At 65.6% G+C, this 21,330-nt stretch carries 13 protein-coding genes and 1 tRNA gene; 9 read left to right on the forward strand and 5 right to left on the reverse strand.

The features are described from left to right. Nucleotides 1–1,578: 5,6-dimethylbenzimidazole synthase (gene bluB, locus D472_RS26225; RefSeq protein ID WP_033304465.1), on the reverse strand; the 1,578-nt coding region annotated here is incomplete at its 3' end. A 305-nt stretch (nucleotides 1,579–1,883) separates the two neighbouring features. Between bluB and D472_RS0122275 the strand changes: the two genes are divergently transcribed. Continuing rightward, the gene (locus D472_RS0122275) at nucleotides 1,884–2,468 is read left to right on the forward strand and encodes a GNAT family N-acetyltransferase (protein ID WP_017606659.1); all 585 of its coding nucleotides are present in this window, start codon (nucleotides 1,884–1,886) and stop codon (nucleotides 2,466–2,468) included. A gap of 127 nt (nucleotides 2,469–2,595) precedes the next feature. Here D472_RS0122275 and D472_RS0122280 read toward each other — a convergent pair whose 3' ends face one another. Next, nucleotides 2,596–2,883 carry a DUF6504 family protein gene (locus D472_RS0122280; RefSeq protein ID WP_026117969.1) on the reverse strand — a complete coding sequence of 96 codons (288 nt, stop codon included), beginning with the start codon at nucleotides 2,881–2,883 and terminating at the stop codon, nucleotides 2,596–2,598. A 463-nt stretch (nucleotides 2,884–3,346) separates the two neighbouring features. On the opposite strand from D472_RS0122280, the gene D472_RS0122285 reads away from it, so the two are divergent. Then, on the forward strand, nucleotides 3,347–5,584 hold the full coding sequence (locus tag D472_RS0122285) for a serine/threonine-protein kinase (protein ID WP_017606661.1): 2,238 nt from the start codon (nucleotides 3,347–3,349) through the stop codon (nucleotides 5,582–5,584). Nucleotides 5,585–5,717: 133 nt separating this feature from the next. Beyond that, nucleotides 5,718–6,683 carry a quinone oxidoreductase family protein gene (locus D472_RS0122290; protein WP_017606662.1) on the forward strand — a complete coding sequence of 322 codons (966 nt, stop codon included), beginning with the start codon at nucleotides 5,718–5,720 and terminating at the stop codon, nucleotides 6,681–6,683. A 181-nt stretch (nucleotides 6,684–6,864) separates the two neighbouring features. Here the strand turns inward: D472_RS0122290 and D472_RS0122295 are convergent, their stop codons facing one another. The 3 genes from D472_RS0122295 to D472_RS0122305 form a co-directional block, all read right to left on the reverse strand. Beyond that, nucleotides 6,865–7,947 (reverse strand): SPFH domain-containing protein, encoded by a 1,083-nt coding sequence (locus D472_RS0122295; RefSeq protein ID WP_017606663.1) that lies wholly within the window; start codon nucleotides 7,945–7,947, stop codon nucleotides 6,865–6,867. 87 nt (nucleotides 7,948–8,034) lie between these two features. Then, complete coding sequence (locus tag D472_RS0122300; protein WP_017606664.1) at nucleotides 8,035–8,544, reverse strand: NfeD family protein; 510 nt, start codon at nucleotides 8,542–8,544, stop codon at nucleotides 8,035–8,037. 175 nt (nucleotides 8,545–8,719) lie between these two features. Beyond that, nucleotides 8,720–11,605, reverse strand: a complete 2,886-nt coding sequence (locus D472_RS0122305) for a penicillin acylase family protein (protein WP_017606665.1) — start codon at nucleotides 11,603–11,605, stop codon at nucleotides 8,720–8,722. A 741-nt stretch (nucleotides 11,606–12,346) separates the two neighbouring features. Between D472_RS0122305 and D472_RS29355 the strand changes: the two genes are divergently transcribed. The 6 genes from D472_RS29355 (at nucleotide 12,347) to D472_RS0122335 (ending at nucleotide 19,939) form a co-directional block, all read left to right on the forward strand. Continuing rightward, on the forward strand, nucleotides 12,347–12,478 hold the full coding sequence (locus D472_RS29355) for a hypothetical protein (protein WP_275040616.1): 132 nt from the start codon (nucleotides 12,347–12,349) through the stop codon (nucleotides 12,476–12,478). A 532-nt stretch (nucleotides 12,479–13,010) separates the two neighbouring features. Then, a tRNA-Arg gene (locus tag D472_RS0122310) sits at nucleotides 13,011–13,086 on the forward strand. A gap of 481 nt (nucleotides 13,087–13,567) precedes the next feature. After that, the gene (locus D472_RS0122315; RefSeq protein ID WP_239643027.1) at nucleotides 13,568–13,891 is read left to right on the forward strand and encodes a hypothetical protein; all 324 of its coding nucleotides are present in this window, start codon (nucleotides 13,568–13,570) and stop codon (nucleotides 13,889–13,891) included. A 34-nt stretch (nucleotides 13,892–13,925) separates the two neighbouring features. After that, nucleotides 13,926–16,355 carry a TPR repeat region-containing protein gene (locus D472_RS0122320; RefSeq protein ID WP_017606667.1) on the forward strand — a complete coding sequence of 810 codons (2,430 nt, stop codon included), beginning with the start codon at nucleotides 13,926–13,928 and terminating at the stop codon, nucleotides 16,353–16,355. A gap of 14 nt (nucleotides 16,356–16,369) precedes the next feature. Next, a complete protein-coding gene (locus tag D472_RS0122325; RefSeq protein ID WP_017606668.1) occupies nucleotides 16,370–17,569 on the forward strand; it encodes a hypothetical protein in 1,200 nt (399 codons plus the stop codon). 1,266 nt (nucleotides 17,570–18,835) lie between these two features. Further along, a complete protein-coding gene (locus tag D472_RS0122335) occupies nucleotides 18,836–19,939 on the forward strand; it encodes an ISAs1 family transposase (RefSeq protein WP_017606670.1) in 1,104 nt (367 codons plus the stop codon). Nucleotides 19,940–21,330 lie beyond the last annotated feature (1,391 nt).

Here is a 21,330-nt window from a genome sequence, read left to right on the forward strand (position 1 = left end):
GAGGGAACCTTGGGGCTTGGTCATGCGGGCCTGTCGGTCCCGGGCCTGCTCCACGGCGCGGGCGTCCAGCGCTCCGATGGCGGTGATGGTCTCCTCCAGCAGGGTGGTGGGCTCCTGGCCGGGCAGTCCGCGGTGACCGTAGCGGTCGCGGTGCACCGCCCAGGACAGGGGGCGTCCCTTCACCCAACCGCTGAGGCTGAGTTCGGGTTCGGTGGGGAACTCGTCGACGTAGCCGACGCACAGGTAGGCGACGAGTTCCAGGTGGGAGGGGAGGGCGAGGATGTCGGCGACGCCCCGCTCGTCGGCGAAACCGATCCAGCCCACCCCGAGCCCTTCGGCTCGGGCGGCCAGCCAGAGGTTCTCGATCGCCAGTGCCGCCGAGTAGGAAGCGGGCTTGGAATGCCGGCCGGGCGCGTGTCCCCCACGGGTGGGGTCCACCGTCACCACGATGTTGAGCGCACTGTCCAGGATCGCCTCGGCCTTGAGCCCGGACGAAGCGTGGGCACGCCTTCCCGAACGTCCCTGGGATCGCCCGCCGCGCTCGTGTTCGACCAGGTCACGGACCCGGGAGCGTAGGTCCGTGTCATCGATGACCAAAAAGTCCCAGGGTTGGGTGTGTCCGATGCTGGGTGCCTGGTGCGCGGCCTCCAGGACACGGGTGAGTACGTCGGCCGGGATCGGATCGGGGCGAAAGCCGGTGTGAACGTCGCGGCGTTCGCGAATGGCCCGGTAGACGGCGGCGCGTTCGACCTCGTCGAAGTGCGGCCCGGTGCGCGCCTCGGTCTCGTCGGTGCCGGCCGCCGAGACCGGGGCGGGGCGGTCGGTCCGTTCCTGGGCGGGTCCACCCGTATGGGGCGGGCCGGTGTGCTTCGGCTCCGGTCGGGAGGCCGCTGCTCGGTGTGCGTGCACGGTGTCGCTCTGCTCTGCTGGGTCGGTGGCTGCGTGTGTCTCGTTCGCGTGGCCGGGGTCGATGCCGGGTTCGGGTTCGGTGGATCCGCCCTGTACCGGGTACCGCGGTGACGCCGGGGGTGGGTTCGGGGGCGGTGGAGCCTGTTCGGTTCGTGGCGTTTCCCGCACCGCTCCACTCGGAGCCGGCGGGGTCTGTACCGAACGCTCCCGCGCCGGTCTGTTCGCGGTCGGCGAAGCCACGTCCGCCTGGGGTCGGGGCTGGGCCCCGCCACGAAAGGGGATGACGTTGGGCCGGTCCGGTTCGATGACCTCCGGTGCCCGAGCGGGTTCTGTCGGTGGGCTCTGCGGGAAAGGCTCGGGGGCCACCGTCTCGGAGGCGGTGGGTGCGTTCTCCGGGGTCCGCGAAGGCCGGGTCTGCGGTTCCTGGGCCGGTGAAGGCGCTGAGGAGGCCTGTCCGGTCCGTGGAGTCCGGGGTTGGGAGAAGGAGCGTCGGAAGGGATTTTCGGGCGCGGATCGCGGTTTTTTCGCCTGAGCCCCCTTGCCGCTCTCGGGCAACCCGTCGAGCAGACCGCCCGGACTCGGGCCGAGGTCTGATGAGGGGCCACCGCTCCGCCCCCGGGAATCCTCGTCCTCCCCATGACGGGCGTCCTCGCGGTCATCATTGGTCATGACTCAACTCCCCGAAGAAAAGGTCCGTGGGCTGCCCGTTCTCGCCCGGTCCGACATGGACCGGAACCAGAGTAGTCCGCGACGACCACCCCGTTCATCAGCGGTCCTGACTCGAAGCGACCGATCTTCGACTTGAGACCGAGCCTTCGGGGCACCACCGACCTTGCCAGAATCCATGTCGGCCGGCGATGAGGGTGAGCTCGTTCGACAATCCCTTGGCTCCTCTCCGGCCGACGCGGATATCGTGTGCGGGTCCCGCCGTGGCTCGGCTACGCGGCGCACAGGAAAGAGGATTCGACACCACCATGACCACCGTCCAGAGCACTCCGATCATGCCCGCGGTCATCTTGGAGACCGAGCGGCTGCGGCTGCGGTCGGTGCTCGAACGCGACATCGACGACGTGTACGCCTCGTGTACGGACCCCGAACTACAACGATGGATCCCGCTACCTTCCCCGGGGGCGCCCTACACCCGCGACGACGCCGAACACTTCTGTCTGCGCTCGGCTCCGGCCATCCGTACCAGCGGTGACGGCCAACACTGGGCGGTGTTGGCTCGAAAGGACCACCGGTTCATCGGTTCCATGGCGTTGTTGCGCACCGAGTGGCCGTCGATGGTCACCGAGGTCGGTTATTGGATCTCGCCGTGGGCCCGTGGTCGCGGGTACGCCACCGAGGCGCTCGTGGCGGTCTCCCGGTGGGCACTCGACCAGGGGTTCCAACGCATCGAACTCAAGGCCGCCTCCGGCAACGCCGGTTCCCGTCGGGTGGCCGAGTCCGCCGGATTCGTTCACGAGGGCATCGAACGCAACGCCATGCCACTGCACGAAGGGCGGACGGATCTGGCCGTGTACAGCCTCATCCCCTCCGATCCACGACCGACCGACTGAACCCCAAAGCGCCCTGGGCACGCCCCGGTTCGAACCGAATCCGTTCGCGGCGACCACGCCCTTGGTCCGCGAAGCAGCCCGGGCCGGTCCGCTCACCGGCCCGGGTGCTTCTGAGTGCTCCGCCGGGTCACCCCCAGACCCGGGAGAGCAGCCACTCCCCCGTGGCGGTTTCGTGGCACAGTTCGTACACCCCCTGGGAGTAGGCCGATCCGGCCTCCACCCGCCAGTGCTTGCGTTCGGGCACCTGAGAGCGCTTTCCCGGTGCCCAGTCCCTGCGCAGGGTCACCCAGTGATCGATGATCCTGCGTACTCCGTAGACCCTTCCATCCCACACGAAACGGGTCGGTCTACCGTCGTCCTCCACGACCGTGACCTCCGCCCCGAAGTACCGCCCCACAACCGTTCCCCCAAGCATCGACCATCTCCTCCGTGTCCGGCGGCGTGAGGACACACCGCCAGGGCGCCCACCCGTGGGGAAGTACGACCAGGCATTCGAACACACATTCGAATCATAGCGAAGAGGGGGCGGGCGTGGAACCGTTTCCGCCTTGACGACATCCCCTCATGTGACACCATCCGTCGCACCGTGGGACCCGGCCTTCACGCGAAGACCGAGGAGCCCGGTGCCCGGCACGCCGGTCACCTCGTCATCGCGGCTTCGCTCCGAAACCGTTCCACCCTCGGTCCGGGCACTACTCGAAAGCCCCGAAGTCGAGGAGATCCACGACCGGTGCCCCGAAGGCTTCGGCCCATGACCCCGACCCGCGCCCGCGTTCCCGGCCGCCACCACCGGGAACATCACCCATCGATACGTGCCCGAACGCGGGCATCGGTACGCTGATAGGCGCGTATCGCACGATCTGTGAGGACCCCCGACTGTGACGCCCAACGGCCATGAAAGCGACAAGCCCCTGCGCGCAGGGGACCCGCGTGAACTCGACGGTTACCGCGTCGTCAGCCGACTCGGGCGCGGCGGCATGGGCACCGTCTACCTCGCCGAGGACCAGAACGGTCGCTCCGTCGCCATCAAACTGATCCATCCGGACCTGGCCGATGACGAATCCTTCCGACGGCGTTTCGCCCGTGAGGTGGACGCGGCCCGCAGAGTGGCACGCTTCTCCACCGCCGGGGTCATCGACGCTCGCTTGGACGGCGAACCGTTGTTCATCGTGTCGGAGTACGTGGCCGGCCCCAACCTCTACGAGGCGGTGCGCACCGGAGGACCGATGCACGGCGGCACGCTGGAGGGCCTGGCCATGGGGGTGGCGGCGGCGTTGACCGCCATCCACGGTTCGGGGGTGATCCACCGCGACCTCAAACCCGCGAACGTCCTGCTCTCCACCGTCGGCCCCAAGGTGATCGACTTCGGTATCGCCCGAGCGCTGGACGATTCCGGGGGCGGGATCACCCGGTCCAGCCAGCTCATGGGGACCCCCTCCTACATGGCACCCGAGTTGATCCTCGGGGAACAGCCCACGCCGGCGGCCGACATCTTCGCGTGGGGCTGTCTGGTGACCTTCGCCGGCACCGGTAACGCGCCCTTCAACGCGGCGACGGTGCCCGCGGTATTGCACAACATCTCCACGGCCGCACCCAAGCTGGACGGGTTGGACCCGAGCCTGCTGGACCTGGTGGAGGCCGCCCTGGACAAGAAACCAGGCAACCGACCCACCTCCCAGCAGATTCTGGCCCGGTTGACCGGACAAGAGGATCCGGAGGAGGCAGAGGTGCGTCGCACGATCACCACCTCTTGGGCACCGCCCACCTCCGCGCCGGTGGCGGGCGCTCCGCCCGAGGAGGAGATCGCGGCCGAGCCGTCACAGACTTGGGAACAGCCTCAAGGCGTCGGCCCCCACCAGGGCACGACGCCGAACCAGGGCGCGGAACAGGGGCGGATCGCGGCCACCGAGCAGACGTTCTCACGACAGCCGACGCCGCCCTCCACCCTCCCGTTCCCTCCGGGACACCCCGGCTTCCAGGCTCCCTCCGGCCCACAGAACCCGTCGGGCGGGCAGCACCCGGGCGCGTACGGTGTCCGGACTCCCCCACCGCATTCGGGTCCCCAGCAGGGCCAGGGGCCGTACACGGGCCCCACTCCACCCGGTGGGCACGGTCGGCGGTGGCCCGACGCAGGCCACCCTCCCAACGCTCATCCCCACCCGCACATGGGACGACAGGGCCCCTCCCCCGTGCACGGACAGCCCGCGCTCGGCACCCACGCCGCTCCGACCGGCCCGGGCGGCCCCGGTGGTTTCGAACCTCCAGTGAAGGGGGGCGCCTCCGGTGGGCGACGTAGGTTCATGCTGATCGGCGGCGGTATGGCCGCACTGGTGTTGGTGGCCGCGGTGGGCGGGAGCCTGGTGTTCAGCGGCACGGAGGGGCCACCGGAGGACACCACCAGCCTCTACGTCTCCGACTTCACCACGGACCCTGGATGGCCTCGTACCTACGACTTCGACCCCCAGGACCCCGGGCTGAACAACATCGGGTACTGGGGCGAGCAAGGCGCCATGGTGCTCACCTTCGATGCCTCGCGCAGCGATGGGCAGGGCGCACGGGTCCCCTACGAGCCCGCGACCCCCGACCACGTCCTCATCAGTACCACCATGGCCCCCCTGGAAGGGCCGGCCGAAGCCACGACGGGCGCGTACTGCTGGGGTCAGGAGAGTGAGGAGGACACGATGTACGAGGCGCAGGTGCGCCTCGACGGGGGTGAGGCGCAGATCCGTCGGGTCACCGAGACCGCTGGGGAGAGCGCGCTCGCCCGGACCACCGAGGTCGACGGGTTCGTACCCTACGGCCTGTTCGGCGAGGACGCCCCGCCCCGTGACCTGCCCTATCGGACCGACCTGGACGAACTGGACACCAACAACCTCAAGTTCGCGTGTGAGTACACGGCCGAGGACGGCCAGGACCCCTACATGCGCCTACGGCTGTGGGTCAACGACGAACTGGTCCTGAGCGCCACGGACGAGGAACCACTCCCGGACGACTCCGACCTGGACGACGACGAACGGCGCATGGTCGGTCTGATCCAGCGTTCCTCGGTGGGCAACGAACAGGTGGCCGTGGCCTACACGGACTTCGCTCTGCACCGGATCAACGTGGAGGAGTAAGCAGCGGAGGGGCAAGCCACGCTACCTCGGCCCGGTCCCATGTCGAGGAGGCGACCGGCGCGCTACGGTCGAGAGCACCCATAGCCGACCCGATACACCTTGACGGCCACCACACCAGGGAGGACGAGACGACATGCGCGCCATCGTGATGGAGGAGTTCGGCGGACCCGAGGTCCTGCGCCCCAAGGAGATCGACGACCCCAGCCCGGGCCCGGGCCAGGCCCTGGTGGACGTGAGGGCCCGAGGCGTCAACTTCATCGACACCTACCAGCGCAGCGGCGCCTACCAGGTCCCCCTGCCGTTCACCCCTGGGATGGAGGCCGCCGGGACGATCGCCGCCGTGGGCGAGGGAGTCACCGACCTGTCCGTGGGCGACCGTGTGGGCTGGGCGATGGCCCCGGGCGGGTACGCCGACCGGGCGGTGGTCGACGCCTCCCTCCTGGTACCCGTGCCCGAGGCCGTCACCGACGAACAGGCGGCCGCCCTACTGCTCCAGGGCATGACCGCGCACTACCTCACCCACTCGGTGCACCCGGTGGCCGAGGGCGAGAACGTGCTGGTGCACGCCGCGGCGGGCGGGACCGGATTGCTCATCACCCAGCTCGCCAAGGCCAGGGGCGCTCGGGTGATCGGCACCGTCTCCACACAGGAGAAGGAGGACATCGCCCGGGACGCGGGCGCCGACGAGATCATTCGGTACACCCAGACCTCGGTGGCCGAGGCCGTCCAAGACCTCACCGGCGGACAGGGCGTGGCGGCCGTCTACGACGGTGTCGGTCGTGACACCTTCGAGGCGAGCCTGAACTCACTGCGTCCGCGCGGGGTACTGGCCCTGTTCGGACAGTCCAGCGGCCCGGTGGACCCGGTGGACCCGCAGCGCCTCAACACCGCGGGCTCGGTCTACCTCACGCGCCCGTCGCTGGGACACTTCGTCGCCGAGCGCGAAGAGTTGCTGGGGCGTGCCCGCGACCTGTTCGCGCTGGTCGAGCAGAAACGCCTGAACGTCCGGGTCGGTGGCCGATACCCGCTGGAGGAGGTCGCAAGGGCGCACAGCGACCTGGCCTCTCGCAGCACCAGCGGCAAGCTCATGCTGATCTGAGCCTTCTGCGTCCTTGGAGTCGAGGACACACGCGAGCGAGTCGATGAACGCGACGCCGGTGGTCGCCTCCGGGCGATGGAATCGACACCCCACGCGGCGGTGGCCACCCCATGAGAGGTGGCCACCGCTTTCGTGCCCGCCGCCTCGCCTCGTGAACGAGTCCGTAGCGGCGCGGCCGAATTCATTCGCTCTGACGCGGTTCCGGGGTCTGGCCCATCCCGGCCCCGGCCCTGCGGACGTCGTCACGGGCGTCCGCGACCGCCTTCTCCGCCGCCTCGGCCGCGTCCGCGGCGGCCTGCGCGGAGGAGGACTGTGCGGGGTCGGGCCCGGTGATCTGTGCCGGACCATCGCTCGGTTCATCCTCCGGCTGCTTCTCGGTGGAGGGCGCCGATCGGGCCGCTTCACCGGCGAAGGCGTGGCTGACGTTCTTGACCGCCTCGGTGAGCTCGCCCGGGATGACCCAGAAGGTGTTGCCCTCGCCCTCGGCCAGACTGGGCAGGGTCTCCAGGTACTTGTAGGCGAGCAACTTGGCGTCGGCGTTGTTGGCGTGCACGGCCTGGAAGACGCGTTCGATGGCCTTGGCCTCACCATCGGCCCGAAGGATCGCCGCCTGCTGGTCACCCTGGGCCTCCAGGATGGCCTGCTGGCGGGCGCCCTCCGCCTTGAGGATGCGTGACTGACGCTCACCCTCGGCGTGCAGGATGGCCGCGCGCTTGTCGCGGTCGGCCCGCATCTGCTTCTCCATCGCCTCCTTGATGGTGGGCGGTGGATCGATCGCCTTGATCTCGACCCGGTTGATGCGGATGCCCCACTTACCGGTGGTCTCGTCCAAGACACCGCGCAACCGGGTATTGATCTCCTCACGGGAGGTCAACGTGCGTTCCAGGTCCATGGAGCCGATGACGTTGCGCAGCGTGGTGACGGTGAGTTGGTCTATGGCCTGGATGTAGTTCGCCACCTCGTACGCGGCGGCCTTGGGTTGGGTGATCTGGTAGTAGAGGACGGTGTCTATGTTGACGACCAGGTTGTCCTCGGTGATCACTGGTTGTGGCCGGGAGCTGAAGACCTGTTCACGCAGATCGAACTTGGTGTTGACCCGGTCGACGCCCGGGATGATGAAGTTCAGTCCGGGGTCGAGGGTACGGATGTAGCGGCCGAAGCGCTCGATGTTGTAGGCGCGCGCCTGCGGCACGATGCGGATCGCCGCCAAAGCGATGGCGACCAAGAGGACGGCGATGATGATGAGCGGTATTGCGGGGTCCATCTTCTGTACCTGTGCCTAGGTCGGGGATGGGACTGTGTGCTTCGCGTACCGGTGATCGTTGCTCGAGTGGCTCGGTTCCAGGTCCGTTCAGGGACGGTCCTGTTCGGGGCGATTCTGGTCGGGGCGGTCCTGGTCCGAGCGGTCCTGCTCGGTGATCTCGGGTAGCGGCTCGCGTGGGTAGACCACGGCCGTGGCCCCGTCGATCTCCATGACGTCGACGTGGGTGCCCACGGGGATCACCAGGTCCTCGTCGAGCGAGCGCGCCGACCACTCCTCTCCGTTCAGCTTGACCAGCCCGTGGTCGGCGTCGACCGCGCTCAGGACCCGCGCCGAGTGTCCGACGAGGGCGGCGGTTCCGGAACGGACGTCGGGACCACGAGTGAGCTGACGGTCCATGATCGGTTTGACCAGCACGATTCCCGCGGCGGAGGCCGCGGCGAACCCGATGATCTGCACGACCACGGGAAGTCCCAACGCTCCGAGGATCGCGGCGACCAGAGCGGCGGCGGCCAGCAACCCCAGGACGAAGGTCAGCGTGAAGAACTCGGCCACCCCCAGGGCGGCCGCGAGAATGATCCAGATCAGCCAGGCAGGCATGTTCCTGTCAGCCCTCCCGCCGTGGTTTCGGTAGTCCTCAAACTACCCACACAAACCCGACGAACCACAAGGATCGCGCTATGGATACACGATCGCGGCCCACGGCGCCCCCGTCGTAAGGGATGCCGTGGGCCGTCTGCTGACCCGTGTACGCCGGTGTGCGACGCCCAGAGGGCTACCTACCGCCGGAAAACTGGTAGACGAGCTGGTAGGTGGGCCGGTTCTGCCAGTGGATCGGCCACATGCCGATCCCGCCCACGGCCTGGTGGATCACCGTGTCCGCGCACAATTGGTCGCCCGCCGAGCAGTGTTCGTCACCGGGGTAGACCTCGCCCGCCGGCACCGCGACCGCTTCGGCGAGGCTGTCCAACAGGACCGTCCGGCAGTCGTCGAGGTCGCCCTCACCACAGTAGACCCGGTCACCGAGCGTCCCGTCGACCTTCCGGCCCAGGACGGTGCGCAGGTCCTTGTCCACGTAGGACCACCAGCCGTACTGGAAGGCCGAGCCACGATGCGGTTGGCCCTGGTTGAGGCTGATCGGATCACCGTCGCCGATGGCTCCCGAGGGAGATTCGTCGATCTGGGAGACCCGGGTCAGTTCTCGGTACAGGTCCTCGCCCAGGCCGGGTTCGAACTGGGCCCGCACCAGGATCGGCCACCAGGCGTCCAGCACCCGGATCGCGTCGGCGTGTTCGTAGTACCTGGCGTCCCGATGGGGTTCGCGACGCAGTGCACCGGCCTCGACCCAGGCCCGCAAGGACTCCACCGCCCCGACGAGTTCGGGCTCTTGCACCTCATCGGTGTCGATGACCTCCAACAACAGCGGTAGGACCCGTTCGGCGCGAAGGTCTGCGACACCGGCCTCCATCATCGTGGCGGTGAGGGAGGCGGTGGTGAACTCGTGTCCGTCCTCGATGAGCCCCAGGACGCGGCCGTCCAACAGGTCGTTGCGGTGCACCGATCCGGTGGACCACCCCGAGGTGTAGCCGTGCGCGGGCTTGTTGTTCCAGTTGACGATGTAGTCCGGGTTGATCTGTTGCGGGTGGTCCTCCTGCGGATGGTGATCGGCGTCGTTGGTGGCCGGGTCCCAGCCGGACCAACCGGAGCCGGAGTAGGCGTCGATCGGCAGGGTGGGGTCGGTGCCCTCGATCCGGATCGGGTTGGCCCCGGAATTGATGAAGGCGATGTCCTGGTCGTCGACGTAGTGCCAGTTGAAGGCGTAGCCGATGTCCTCTGCCGCCTGGGTGAAGGTCTGCGCGGAGGTGATCGCTTCGGGGTCGTTGAACTGCTGGAATCCGAGTATGGAGTCGACCTCGCGCATGTAGGTGGACCGCAGCTCGGTGAAGGCGACGGGATCGCCGCCCACGGTGGCGAAAGCCCGTACCAGCCCGAATTCGGACCGCAACGAGGTGAGCGTGTAGCCGCCCGCGGGGGTCCCGTCGGCGACGGTGGGCTTCCAGTCGTTGCTGACGCTCAAGGCCTCGAAGTCCACGCAGTCACCGGCGGAGTTCACGTAGGAGCGTGAACCGGTGGAGGGGGCGGAGCCGTCGGTCTCGCACAGTTGGACCGCGAAGGTGTCGGTGATGTCCTGCCCGGCCGAGGTGGCACTCCAGGCGTAGTCGACACCACGCCCCATCTGGACGTAGAAGCTCACGCCGGCGAAGGAGGCGCCGCGGGCGCTGATGCCGGGGCCCTGGAGTTCCTGGAGCATGAGCAGTTGCGGGGAGAAGTAACCGGTCTGGGGTCCCATCACCGCGATGGGGTTCCCACTCTGGGTGTGCTCGCCCGATACGAGCAGCGCGTTGGACATCCCGCGCGGGTCGAGGAAGCCTTCGGGCAGCACACCTTCGTCGAAGACACCCTCGACGGCGGACAGGTCGCCCTCCTCGACCATCTCCTCCAGCTCCTCACGCTGTTCCCGCTCGAGCTCCTCGACCGTGGGGGCATCGGGGCCGGGAACCTCTTGGGGTTCGGTCGTGGCCTGGGAGAGCGTGGGACCGGAAGCCGCCGAGCCGTATTCGTCGTGAACGATGTCGTAGGGTTCGACCGATCCGGCGTCGGGGATGACCTGGCCGACGGGATCGTCGGGGCTCTGAGCGTAGGGGAACTCACCATCGACGCTGACCGAGGCCTCGGGATCGTTCTCCATGCGCCAGGCCCGCCAGAGTTCGAGGCCCTCCTCGGCGCCGTAGCGGTCCTGGAAGTTGGCCAGGACGATGGCGGACCGCACCTCGCCTCCACCGCCGCCACCGAAGATGCCGCCCACCATGGCGGCGATGCCCACGACGTCGGTGACACTGAAGTGCTCGATTTCGCCGGCGTTGGTGATGGCGTTCTTGTGCCCGGTCAGGACGTACTCACCGGGGAAGTAGCGGCCCCTGTCGGCTTGGTCGATGTAGCTGTTGACGCCCTCCAGATAGGCCTCGACGTCCTCGATCGCCTGGGCTCCCCGTTCACCGCCCTGAGAGACCACTCGGTCGATCTGGGCCTGCTTGTCCTCCTCGGTGTAGGGGGCCGTGCTCCACAGGTCCTGTTCCATCCCCCGGTTGCCCTCGGCCCCACCGGCGAAGGAGGTCAGTTCGCCGCGACCGACCCGGCGCAAGACGTCCATGAGGAAGAGGCGGTCCTCACCGGCGGCGTATCCGGCGCCGAACATGGTGCCTTCTCGGGTGGTGCCCTGGATGTGCGGGATGCCGTGAGCCGCGTCGCGGGTGATGGTGACGTCCTCGCGAGGGCTGTACTCACGGTCGATTCCGGCGTCGCCGACACCGAAGGAGGCGTCATGGAAGAAGTCGTCCAAGCGGTCCTGGGTGAGGCCGTCGTAGTGATGGACGAGGTCGTCGTACATGTCGAGCTGGCTGGAGGAGTGTTTTGGCCGGGTGCCGAAGACCTGGTGACCGAGGATCTCGACCAGGGTGGCGCTGCCGTTCTGCCCCGGCGGAAGGATGTCCAGACAGCCGGCGGGTGCGCAGTAGTCCTCATAGGTGACCGGTTCGGCCATGGCCGGAGTGGCGGGCAGGGCCGCGGCGGTGGAGGCCGCCACGGCCAAGGCGGCGCCCATGGCGCCGGCCCGGAGCCGTCGTCCACGGGCGGGATGTCGGGGGGAGGGAGGGGGCATGTGCGGGTCACCACCTGGGGGTACGGGAGATGGATCAGCGGCAGAGTAGGCACGATTCGGTGAATCGCGAAAGACATTCATGTTTTTCGGGGAGACCGACACCGACACCCGGGTTTAGAGTGATGTAGGCCACAGCAGGCAAAACCTCGGTTCGGTCTCCGCGGCTCGCCACCGACCTTGGCCACAACCGGCCGGCCACTCATCGCCCATGCACAGAACATCGACGGCGATCGGTTCGACACAATCCCCGCACGAACGCCCCGAGCAAGGCCGCCCTGGCAATGGCCTGACGGCCGCCCCCGGCCAGAGCCTTCCCTTAGAGCAGCGCACCGGAGACGAGATCACCCCCTTCGACGCCACCGGCGGACACCTGCCCGTCGACCCCGGCGTGCCGCCCCTCCCCAACGAACCACCCTGCTCACCATCGGGGCCATCACCATCACCCAGACCAGTGTCATCACGCCTGCGGGTGGTTTCCCTATCAAAGACAGCCTGTGGACGATTTCGGACACGAGTCACACCGAACAGTCCGCCCCACGTAAGCGATCATCATCGCCATCCTCGCCTTCGGGTGGACCCGCCTCTTCGGCACGCTCTTCCTGCTCATCAAGGACGAGGAAGACCACCAGGCAGGTTCGGATCACCGTTCAGGCGGGCGGCTCCTACCAGGCCACCCAACTCCCCGTGAACAGCCGTGCCTTCGTTCCTCAGATCCACCAGCAGGTCGACTACGCCCGACCCTTGGCGGCCTGGCCCACGGTCTCGGGGTCGCCCACGGCGGGCGGCCCCCGGATTCGCGTTCCGGTCGTCGAGTAGCCCGGCCCTGGCCCATTCAGCACCGATCACGCGGCTAGCCCCGGTCAACAGCGCCCCTGAAGGGAGCCAAACCGCAGCAAACCGGGTTTGCCGCGCGATGTATCCGCCCATACACCTAGAGGCTCTAGAGTCGAACGGAGAGGGAAACGCATGCTGCTCGCGATGGCGTCACTGATGCTCCTGCTCGGCCAATGGTGGGTCTTCTAAGCCTCCCGACCACCTCTGGGCCAGGGCGACTCTCGGAGTTCACGAAACGCCGGCGGCACAGCACCACACTCGGGGTTAATCACCGGTAACGTGGGGCGCGAAGCCCATAGCGACCGATTTGGTGGAACGCGCGTGGTAACGAGACACAACTACGAAACACCGTAGTTGGCGAGGCTTTGCCCTCCCGTGGGTGACATCTGACGAATACCCTAGAATGTCTGCCCGGGAGACCCAACACGGTCCACCACCCTCAAGGTCGCCACCCCATCCGACCAAGGGTAATGCTCTGATCGCGCCCTGCGATCACGAGCCACAAGTAAATCGAGCACCCGTAGCTCAGTGGATAGAGCACCGGACTTCTAATCCGACGGTCGCAGGTTCGAATCCTGCCGGGTGCGCCACAAAACCCCAGGTCAGACGGGGTAAGCGAGGACCTCGAACGAGGTCCTCGCGGCCTTTTCAGGGCTTGTGTGCTCCTCGTGTGCTCCCCAGTACAAGGTCAGTGCAGGTGGGCGTCGACCTCCCGGAGCACTTTGCCGTCCCCTGACCCTGGCAGCCCCATGTCGAAGCTGCCCCCGCGCCCACCCGCCAGGAGGCGGGCACGGCCCCAACACCCCCTACCCCTGGGACCCCTCTGAGCGTGTCAGCCGCCCACACGCCCCGACGCAGGTAGCGCGCCCAGCCGCCATTCACCACGTGAAGCACACACGCTATATACCGGACATGAGCGGTTCTCCGCAACTCATGGCCGAATAGCATCCGCCTCCCGTCGCCGTCGAATCAGCACGTGGATATCCTGGACCAGTCATCGGTTGAATGCCATTCCTACCTCCGAATGGCTTGACAGTCTAAGCAGATCAAAGCACGAAAGCGGGTGGGGCAGTGTCAGGCGGCACCGTTGGTGTGAACCCGGATGAAGCCTACGCAGGTGGGTCGGCCTCGGCGGAGGCAGCAGCACGGCTCAGGGATCTGCCAACCGACTTTGATGGGGCGATTCAAGCGGCCAAGAGCGCAGTGAGACCCGCTCCGGGCATCACAGGCTGGGACTCCTTCGGAACGGACCACGAACAGCACATGGTCGATGTTAAGGAGCACGCGAGGATACTCGCAGAGAACATCCAGGACGGTGCTTACGAGGCAGCGGCAACAGACCTCGAAGCGTCTGAGGAGTTCTCCATCCCGATTAACGGACCCCAGCTCTACTAGCCCCTTTCCGCACGCCCCTTTTTTGGAGTTATATGTGTCTGCGCTCAACTACACCGAATGTGAGATCGACCGCAGTGTTGTCGCTTCGGCCAGAGCCACCTTCGAGGAACTGCACGCTACGATCAGCGGACGATCCGGCGAGCACAACACGATCACCCAGCCAGTGGGGTTCGATTTCTCAGACCTGATCGGCGAAGGATTGAGGAGTGCAGCCGCCGAAAACCATTTCTCCTGGAGCAGCTCCATGATGGCGTGTACCCACGCCTACGGAGTGCTCGACAAAATCAGCAAGGACGTGCAGTGGTACGAGCAAAAAATCGAGGAGATTGAGGAGAGCCTCTCCACGGCCATTGCCAATGCCAGCGAACCGGATAACCTGACCATCGTCAACCAGATCATCGAGTCGCACAATATGGACGCCAGAGAAGCGTGGCGGACTCTGGAGTCACGGTGTGACGAGTCCGAGGAGCTGTTGCGCGACGGTCCGACTCCGGATAACATCCGCGCCCTCTCCGAAGGAGGCCATCTGGGTGAGCACGGCCAGATCGGCTTCTACACGACCAACAACCTGGACTACTTCTACGTTGATGAGACCCAGGCCGAGACGATCGCGATCCACATCGAGAACGCGGTCATCAACGGGTACGAGGGGAGCATCGAGGCTCTCGAAGACAACCCTGAGCACCTTGCCCTTGTAGCGAACATCATCTCGCGAGCACAGAACGCCCAACAGAACGGCGACAAGCTGCTAGACGGCGAAATCGAGTTCCTGGAGACGCTGTTCGGCGACCTCGCCAACGTTGGGGACAACGACCCCTCCTTCCTCAACTTCATGGACCAGGTGAACGCCAGCGAGCACATTAGCGATTCCTTGAAGGAGGAAATCAGTCGCAACTTGGCGAACTCCATGCTCGTCCTTTCTGATGAAAACATCGGAGGAGGAGTGAACTCCCTCCCTGAGGACGTTCGAGAGGTTGCCTTTGGGAATAACGTACAGCCCGTCGGGAGCATTGAAGGAGATGATCCCTACACAACTGTTACCCAAGATCCAGAACAGTTGTGGCGGGACAGTTTCCTCTCATTGAGCGATTTTCTCAGCAGCTCTGATTCCAGAGTTCGAGGCGGCACGGAGTTCTCCGTTGCACTCCTCGGATCGAGCGCTATGCATATTGAGCAGGTTGAAAATTATGGACCCATGAGGGATCAGAGCCTTCAGGAAATCTTCGACGTTGCCACAAGAAACCCTGAAGCAAGCAATGTCATGATCACCGGAGAATACTTTGATGGAAGCAATTATCGCCATCATGATAATCATTCCGATTATTCTCCCGAGCACTTCCTTGAGGTGATCTATTCCCACCAGTGGGAAGACGATGGAGATGCCGTGTCTGGGATTACTGACTGGATCTCATCGTTCAAGGAGAGCGGAACTGAGGAGGAGCGTCATTACGCTGGAAATGCGGCACATGCCCTGATCGATCTACTAACCACTGATGAGGATGGGGAAAACCCGTTCAGGGACACTGCTAGTGAGGGTGACGGCCACTATCCCCTCGCGGTCACAGAGATCAATCCGGAGATTGCGGCAAGTTTGGGATCCGTCTATCTCTCCTACCTAGACGACTTCTCCATTGATACCAACGATAGCGGATACATTGAACTCGACGGAAACCGGGAAGATCTCTACCTGTTCCACGAGAACGGGGACCGCGCCCTACTGCTCCCACAGGACGTGAAGGAGAAATTTCTCCAGCTCCTCGTCGCCAACGAGGACTTGGCGCCCAATATCATCGCGGCGACCGAGTCCCAGGAGCGCAGGATCATCGAGGCCTTCCTCACGCACCCGGACGTGGGTAACAATGTCGGAGGTCAAGCGGCTGCGGATCTTCGAACCACTCTCGACAACGCGCTGATCCAAGAGTATGTGGATCGAGACCAGAGCATCAAGGAGGCGCAGACGTCCGCCAACAACCAGTGGCAGACGGGCTACAACGTATTCACCGCTATCTCCACTGGACTCGGCGGCGCCAGCTCCACTCCCATGGGTATCGGCACGGAGGTACTCATTAAGGTTCTCGAACAGCCTCTGAAGGACTACGTCGGGGACCTGGTGAAGGAGAACATTCAGTTCGAGTACATCGAGGACCTCGACCAGAGGTTCATGAAGAGCGATGCTGATATCCGCGACCACGCCAATCTCCAGTTGCTCGACGTCATGGTTGGTATGGACTTGATCGATATGGATACTCTGAAGGAGGAGGGTCTCCTCATCGAGGAAGCGGATGGCACCATGCGACTCCCTGCCACGGCTGCGGAATGGGGCACCGGATCCAGCGGCTACATGTCCGCTGTAGAGGATGTCATATCGGAAACCTCTTTCGAGAACGATGATCGCATGGATTCCTACGTTCGCAATTTTATGGAGCTCTACGGCCCGGATCTGCATGAGGGGCGATTGGAATAGGACTGGAGGTAGGAATGAAATCCAAGAAGCCCTCGAAAACCGGCAAGGCACAGGCTGGGCAGATACGGGCAGGTGCCATGGCCGCTGTTCTCACCGTGTTCGCCGCGGCGGGGTGTGCTGTTTCCGGGGAACGAGTGACTGACACGGAGGTCATCGATGAGGCGCGGGGACCGCTAACAGCCTCCGAGGTGGAGACGGTCACGGAGTTTCTGACCGACAGTCAGCGGGGCTCTGCCACCGAGTTGGTGACCACCGGGTCCGGTGTCCTGGCACTGTTCGAGAACGAGGTGGTCTCCTTCGGAGTCGATCCCGTGGCGGAAGCATGGAGCTACGAGATCTCCGGTCCGGTCCGGGACGTGTCTATCGGGCCAAGCGGAGAGACGATACTGCTACGACGCGACGCTGGTCTGGGTCCTGTGGACCGGGAGCGAAGCATGTTGCTGGACTCGAGCGATGGCCGTGTGATCGAGTCTTACACCGCCTGGGGCGAGGCTGCGTCCGGCGCGGGGCACCTGCTCCGCGAGGTGTGGGTGACGGCCGAGCCCGAGGGGATACTGGTCGCCCGCCGGCTCTCCGACGGTGATGTGGCCTGGCAGCACGATCTGACCGAAACCTGCTCTTCGGGGAGCGCGGATGACATCGATCTCGCATCCGCCGGGATCCAACTGTTGGTGGCATATACGTGTGTCGAGGACGGTTCGGCCCATGCCACGATGATCGCAGATCATACAGGGGACCCTTTCTGGGAGGAATCCTGGGCGGATACCCCCGCACCCCAGGTTCACGTCGTGCACGAACACACAGTTCCTGGAGGGCCGGATGATCCGATCTCACGAATGCTCAACGAGGAGCTGAGCGGCGGGTTCCTGTTCGTCTACGGAAGCGAACTCGACGGGGTGGAGCCGTTTCTCCCCGAGCCCTGGCGTAGTGCTCCGGGGGTAGGGGACTATGCAGAGGAGCCCCTGCAGGACCTCAGGGAGGCACCGCAAGAGATTATCCTGCACTCATCCCCACGAGGGAAGATGAATGATCTTCTCGTCGTGCAGGCTGCCCGATGGCTGGCTGGGGATAACGGTGTCCCCTTCACGAAGGAGGACATTGACGGCTCCCTGATGATTGATGATGAGCTCGTACAGAACCCCAACCAGTGGTCGACAGGACAGTCCGGTTACGTTTCCGCTCTGACAGAGGAACTGGCAGAGGCGTTTCCGTAGAGGCGAGTGACCAGTACTCCAGTTGCAGATCCGGACCTGGGTTGTTTCCCGGCATGAGGACGGCCACCGCGTGGTAATCGGAGCTTGTGAGAGCAACGCAGACCCGCGTGGTGGCCACTGCCCTCAGGGGAGCGCCTCAACGCTGGCACCAGCGGTTGAACAAGATGATTGGCACCATCTCAACTTGCCGACCCACCCAGGGGACCTTTGATCCGATGGTCTACACCCCCTCGACGCGAGGGAATCCCAGTCCAGGTGGGGTGCACCTTCAGCATCGTCTGTGTTTGAAGGCCCTGTGGTGCTCCTGGTGTGCTCCCCTGAACCGGCTACCGCACCGGGACCAGGTCGCTCACCTCAGACGGAGCCGCTGCACCGTGTAGCAGCGCGGCAGTCGCCCCGGCCTCCGCCGTCGCCGTATGCGGGAGCACGCTCTGGCAGATGCGCTGTGTGAAGTACGTGCTGGAGCGCCCCAACCCGCCCGAGGCCACCTGCACAGCCGAACCCGCAGCCAACACCTCAAGGCAAGCCCACGCAGCGCGAGGACCCAACACCCCCTACCGGGCCTCCCTACCCCGACACCGCCCAATGCGGGCGTTATGCCCTTTTTGCTGGCCGTGGCCACCACTGGCCCCGTGGGGCGCTGACCGCAGGGGCGGCCCCGGGTGCCGGGGCTGGGGTGTTCAGTGCGGCACCGGGGCGCTGGTGGCCCCACACCGCCCCACGATCCGAACAGGACGGGAACCACCCGGCCCGCCGCCCCATGCCAGCCCCGAGCCCGGCGACCACGGATCCGGACACGAAACGCCACCCACGTCCCGTACGCGTCCCCACCCCGCACGCCTCACGGCCGCGCACCAGACCACACGGCTGAGGTGCTGGCATGCCCGGCACGCTCCCGCACGATCACTCCTTTGACGCGCACACCGATTTCGGATGTCCACCGAATCCCAAACCAATGGTTTTAGCAAGGTTAAGGAATAACTATTTCATAAGTGATAATGAAAGGAGGAGAGTGGGAGATGGAGGACAGGCCAGAGTGGAAGAAGAGGTGGCGGATCGGTCGGCCGACCGACCTGCGAGCAGACCCGGGGCCGCCGCCCCTACGTGAAGGTGACTACCCACTCAGGGGTGTTGCAAAGTCGGTGATCGATGGGATCATTCCTGGTCACAGGAGAGCGGCAGGACGAGCCAAGCCCCTTGAACACGACAACGGAGCCCTGGTAGAAGGTCAGGAACTCTCACACCCCTGGCCTCACAAGGACTCCGTTGCGCTCCCAGTCTGCCACGCCCTCCCCTGCCCTGTGCGCACCCACGAGCGAGGAGGCCGACCCCCGTCACCGGCGGGGACGGCGCCACCAGCTGGGCTGCATCGTCCTGATCGCCCTGTGCGCGGTGCTGGCCGGGGCTCGCTCCTTGACCGCGATCGGTCAGTGGGCGGCCAACGCGCCCCAGCACACCCTGGCCCGGTTGGGAGCCCGCACCACCTGCCCGGCACTGGGCATCCGTCGACCTCCCAGCCCCGCCACCATCCGACACGTCCTGACCGGCCTGGACCCCGACGCCTTGACGCGGATGATCACCGCCGCCGACCTGGCTGTTCTCGTCGTGGACGGTAAGTGCGTGCGCGGCTCGCGTACCCGCCGCGACAAGGCGATGCACCTGCTGACCGCGATGACCCCCGCCGGGCACGTGGCCGCCCAGGTGCGCGTGGCCGACAAGACCAGCGAGATCGACGCCCTGGCCGGGCTCCTCCAAGGCCTGGACATCGAAGGCAGCGTGATCAGCGCCGATGCGCTGCACACCCAGACCGACACCGCCAAACACCTGGTCGCCGAACGCAAGGCGCACTACGTCCTGACCGCGAAGGCCAACCAGCCGACCTTGTTCGCTCAGGTCAAGGCGTTGCCGTGGGGGCAGGCGCCCACCCTGTTCTCCACCTCGGAGCGGGGCCACGGGCGGTGTGAGACCAGAACCGTGAAGGTGCTCACCGCACCGAAGATCGCGTTCCCGTACGCCAAGCAGGTGCTGCGGGTGCACAGGTGGGTCAAGGACCTGGCCACGGGAAGGGTGCGGCGCACCTACGCCTACGTGGTCACGAGTTTGAGCGCGGAGCAGGCCGGCCCGGAGCGGTTGGCGGGCTTGGTGCGGGGTCATTGGCGGATTGAGGCGCTGCACCATGTGCGGGACGTGAGCTTTGGTGAGGATGCCTCCCGAGTGCGTACCGGGCATGGCCCGCAGAACATGGCGATGCTGCGTAACCTGGCCATCCCGCTGCTGGCGGGGCTGGGGATGTCCAGCATTCCCGAAGCGGTCCGCTGGGTCTCCTACGAGGCGTTCACCCGCCCTCTTGGTCTGCTGAGGATCCCCTGATCAGGGAGAACACGTCTTTCACTCGACTTTGAAACAGCCCTGACTACCCACTGGGTATAAGTCTGACCCCGTGAGTCACACTCAAATGCACCCTGACCTGCAAGGATGGCAGATTTCAGTCCGAGTGTGCCACTGGGGGCGCTGGCGTAGTCACAGGTAGGGCGATGCGCGTAGTCACAGGCGTAGTCACAGGAGCCCCCTGTTCGCACACCCTCCCCGCCCCAAGAAGAGGGAAACCGCACGAGAAAGACTTCCTCCGATTCACCGAGCATTCTTTTATCCCTCACTCAACCCGCCACACCACACCGGGGCCAATCAGCACGCCTTCGAGCGCACGCACCACACCTGAAGCACCCCAGGACCCACGCCCGCCCAGCGCCACGATTCCTCATACCTGAGAACACACATTTGACCAAGCAATTCTTTACCAGAGAACCGAATGCAGAAGGTGATGAACTGAGCAGGCCTCCACCCGAACCGAGACCGAAGCATGCACCCTTGAACACTTAGAGGAATTGAGTCATACATGAGCGCTCAAGGAGCAGAGAAGGGGGTGGAGGGGCGGGCCGGGGAGGAGCCAGGAGGGCGGCACGTGGGGCGAGCAACCGAGGGGTCACCGCCGAGGCCGCCGCCCCCTACGTGAAGGTGACTACCCACTGGGTATAAGTCTGGACGTGAGTCACACCCCTAAAACCGGCCCTGAACTGCGAAAATGAGTGTTTCAGGGGGGTCCACAGGGCTGGATGGGTCGTTGGAGTGATCGTTGGAGGGTCCGTTGGAGTACTGATTCACTGGTTCGCACACGCCCCTCAGTGCGAGCCAGGGGGTAGGGGCGGAGGGTGTGAGACGGCCCGGTGAGACCTCCGTGAGCCAGGTGCCGAGTTTTGCTTCTTTGAGCATTTTCCAGCGCGTCAGATTGGCGGCAAGTCGCTGAATAAGCAACCCCGCAACCTTTCTTTGTGGTTCTCGTCATCGAAAATACGCAGCGCCGCCCCCTCATCGCCGTCGTAGGCCGCGCTCAGCCCGTGCAGGTGACCACCGAGAGGGTCTCGCTCACCACAACAACCTCAGTCGACGCCCCCAACAGACACCCACGCCCCGCTATCGGTGCTGGTGGGCCAGGACATCGAAACAGGGCCGCCCCTCGAAGGGAACGACCCTGAATCCTTCTGACCGAGGTCAGGCCACGGGTTGGCGCAGCGCCTGCCACTGACGCACCACTGCGGCCAAGTCACTCATATCCAAGAGCGGCTCAGCACCACTGCCCCCTGTGGCCCCGGGAACCGGTCCCTCTCGGCGGGGTGCCGGTGGCACTGGCTTCGCGCGACGCCGAGCGTGCTGGTTCTTCTCGTGCACGGCCAGGTAGAGGCGCACGCCGCGCACTCCATCAT

It is taken from the genome of Nocardiopsis alkaliphila YIM 80379 (assembly GCF_000341005.1).
Classification (GTDB): domain Bacteria; phylum Actinomycetota; class Actinomycetes; order Streptosporangiales; family Streptosporangiaceae; genus Nocardiopsis; species Nocardiopsis alkaliphila.

Coding starts and splice junctions, on each gene's coding strand:
- D472_RS0122290 (WP_017606662.1), top strand. CDS start 5,718: ATGCGCGCCATCGTGATGGAGGAGTTCGGCGGACCCGAGGTCCTGCGC.
- D472_RS0122280 (WP_026117969.1), bottom strand. CDS start 2,883: ATGCTTGGGGGAACGGTTGTGGGGCGGTACTTCGGGGCGGAGGTCACG.
- D472_RS0122275 (WP_017606659.1), top strand. CDS start 1,884: ATGACCACCGTCCAGAGCACTCCGATCATGCCCGCGGTCATCTTGGAG.
- D472_RS0122305 (WP_017606665.1), bottom strand. CDS start 11,605: ATGGGCGCCGCCTTGGCCGTGGCGGCCTCCACCGCCGCGGCCCTGCCC.
- D472_RS0122325 (WP_017606668.1), top strand. CDS start 16,370: ATGAAATCCAAGAAGCCCTCGAAAACCGGCAAGGCACAGGCTGGGCAG.
- D472_RS0122300 (WP_017606664.1), bottom strand. CDS start 8,544: ATGCCTGCCTGGCTGATCTGGATCATTCTCGCGGCCGCCCTGGGGGTG.
- D472_RS0122295 (WP_017606663.1), bottom strand. CDS start 7,947: ATGGACCCCGCAATACCGCTCATCATCATCGCCGTCCTCTTGGTCGCC.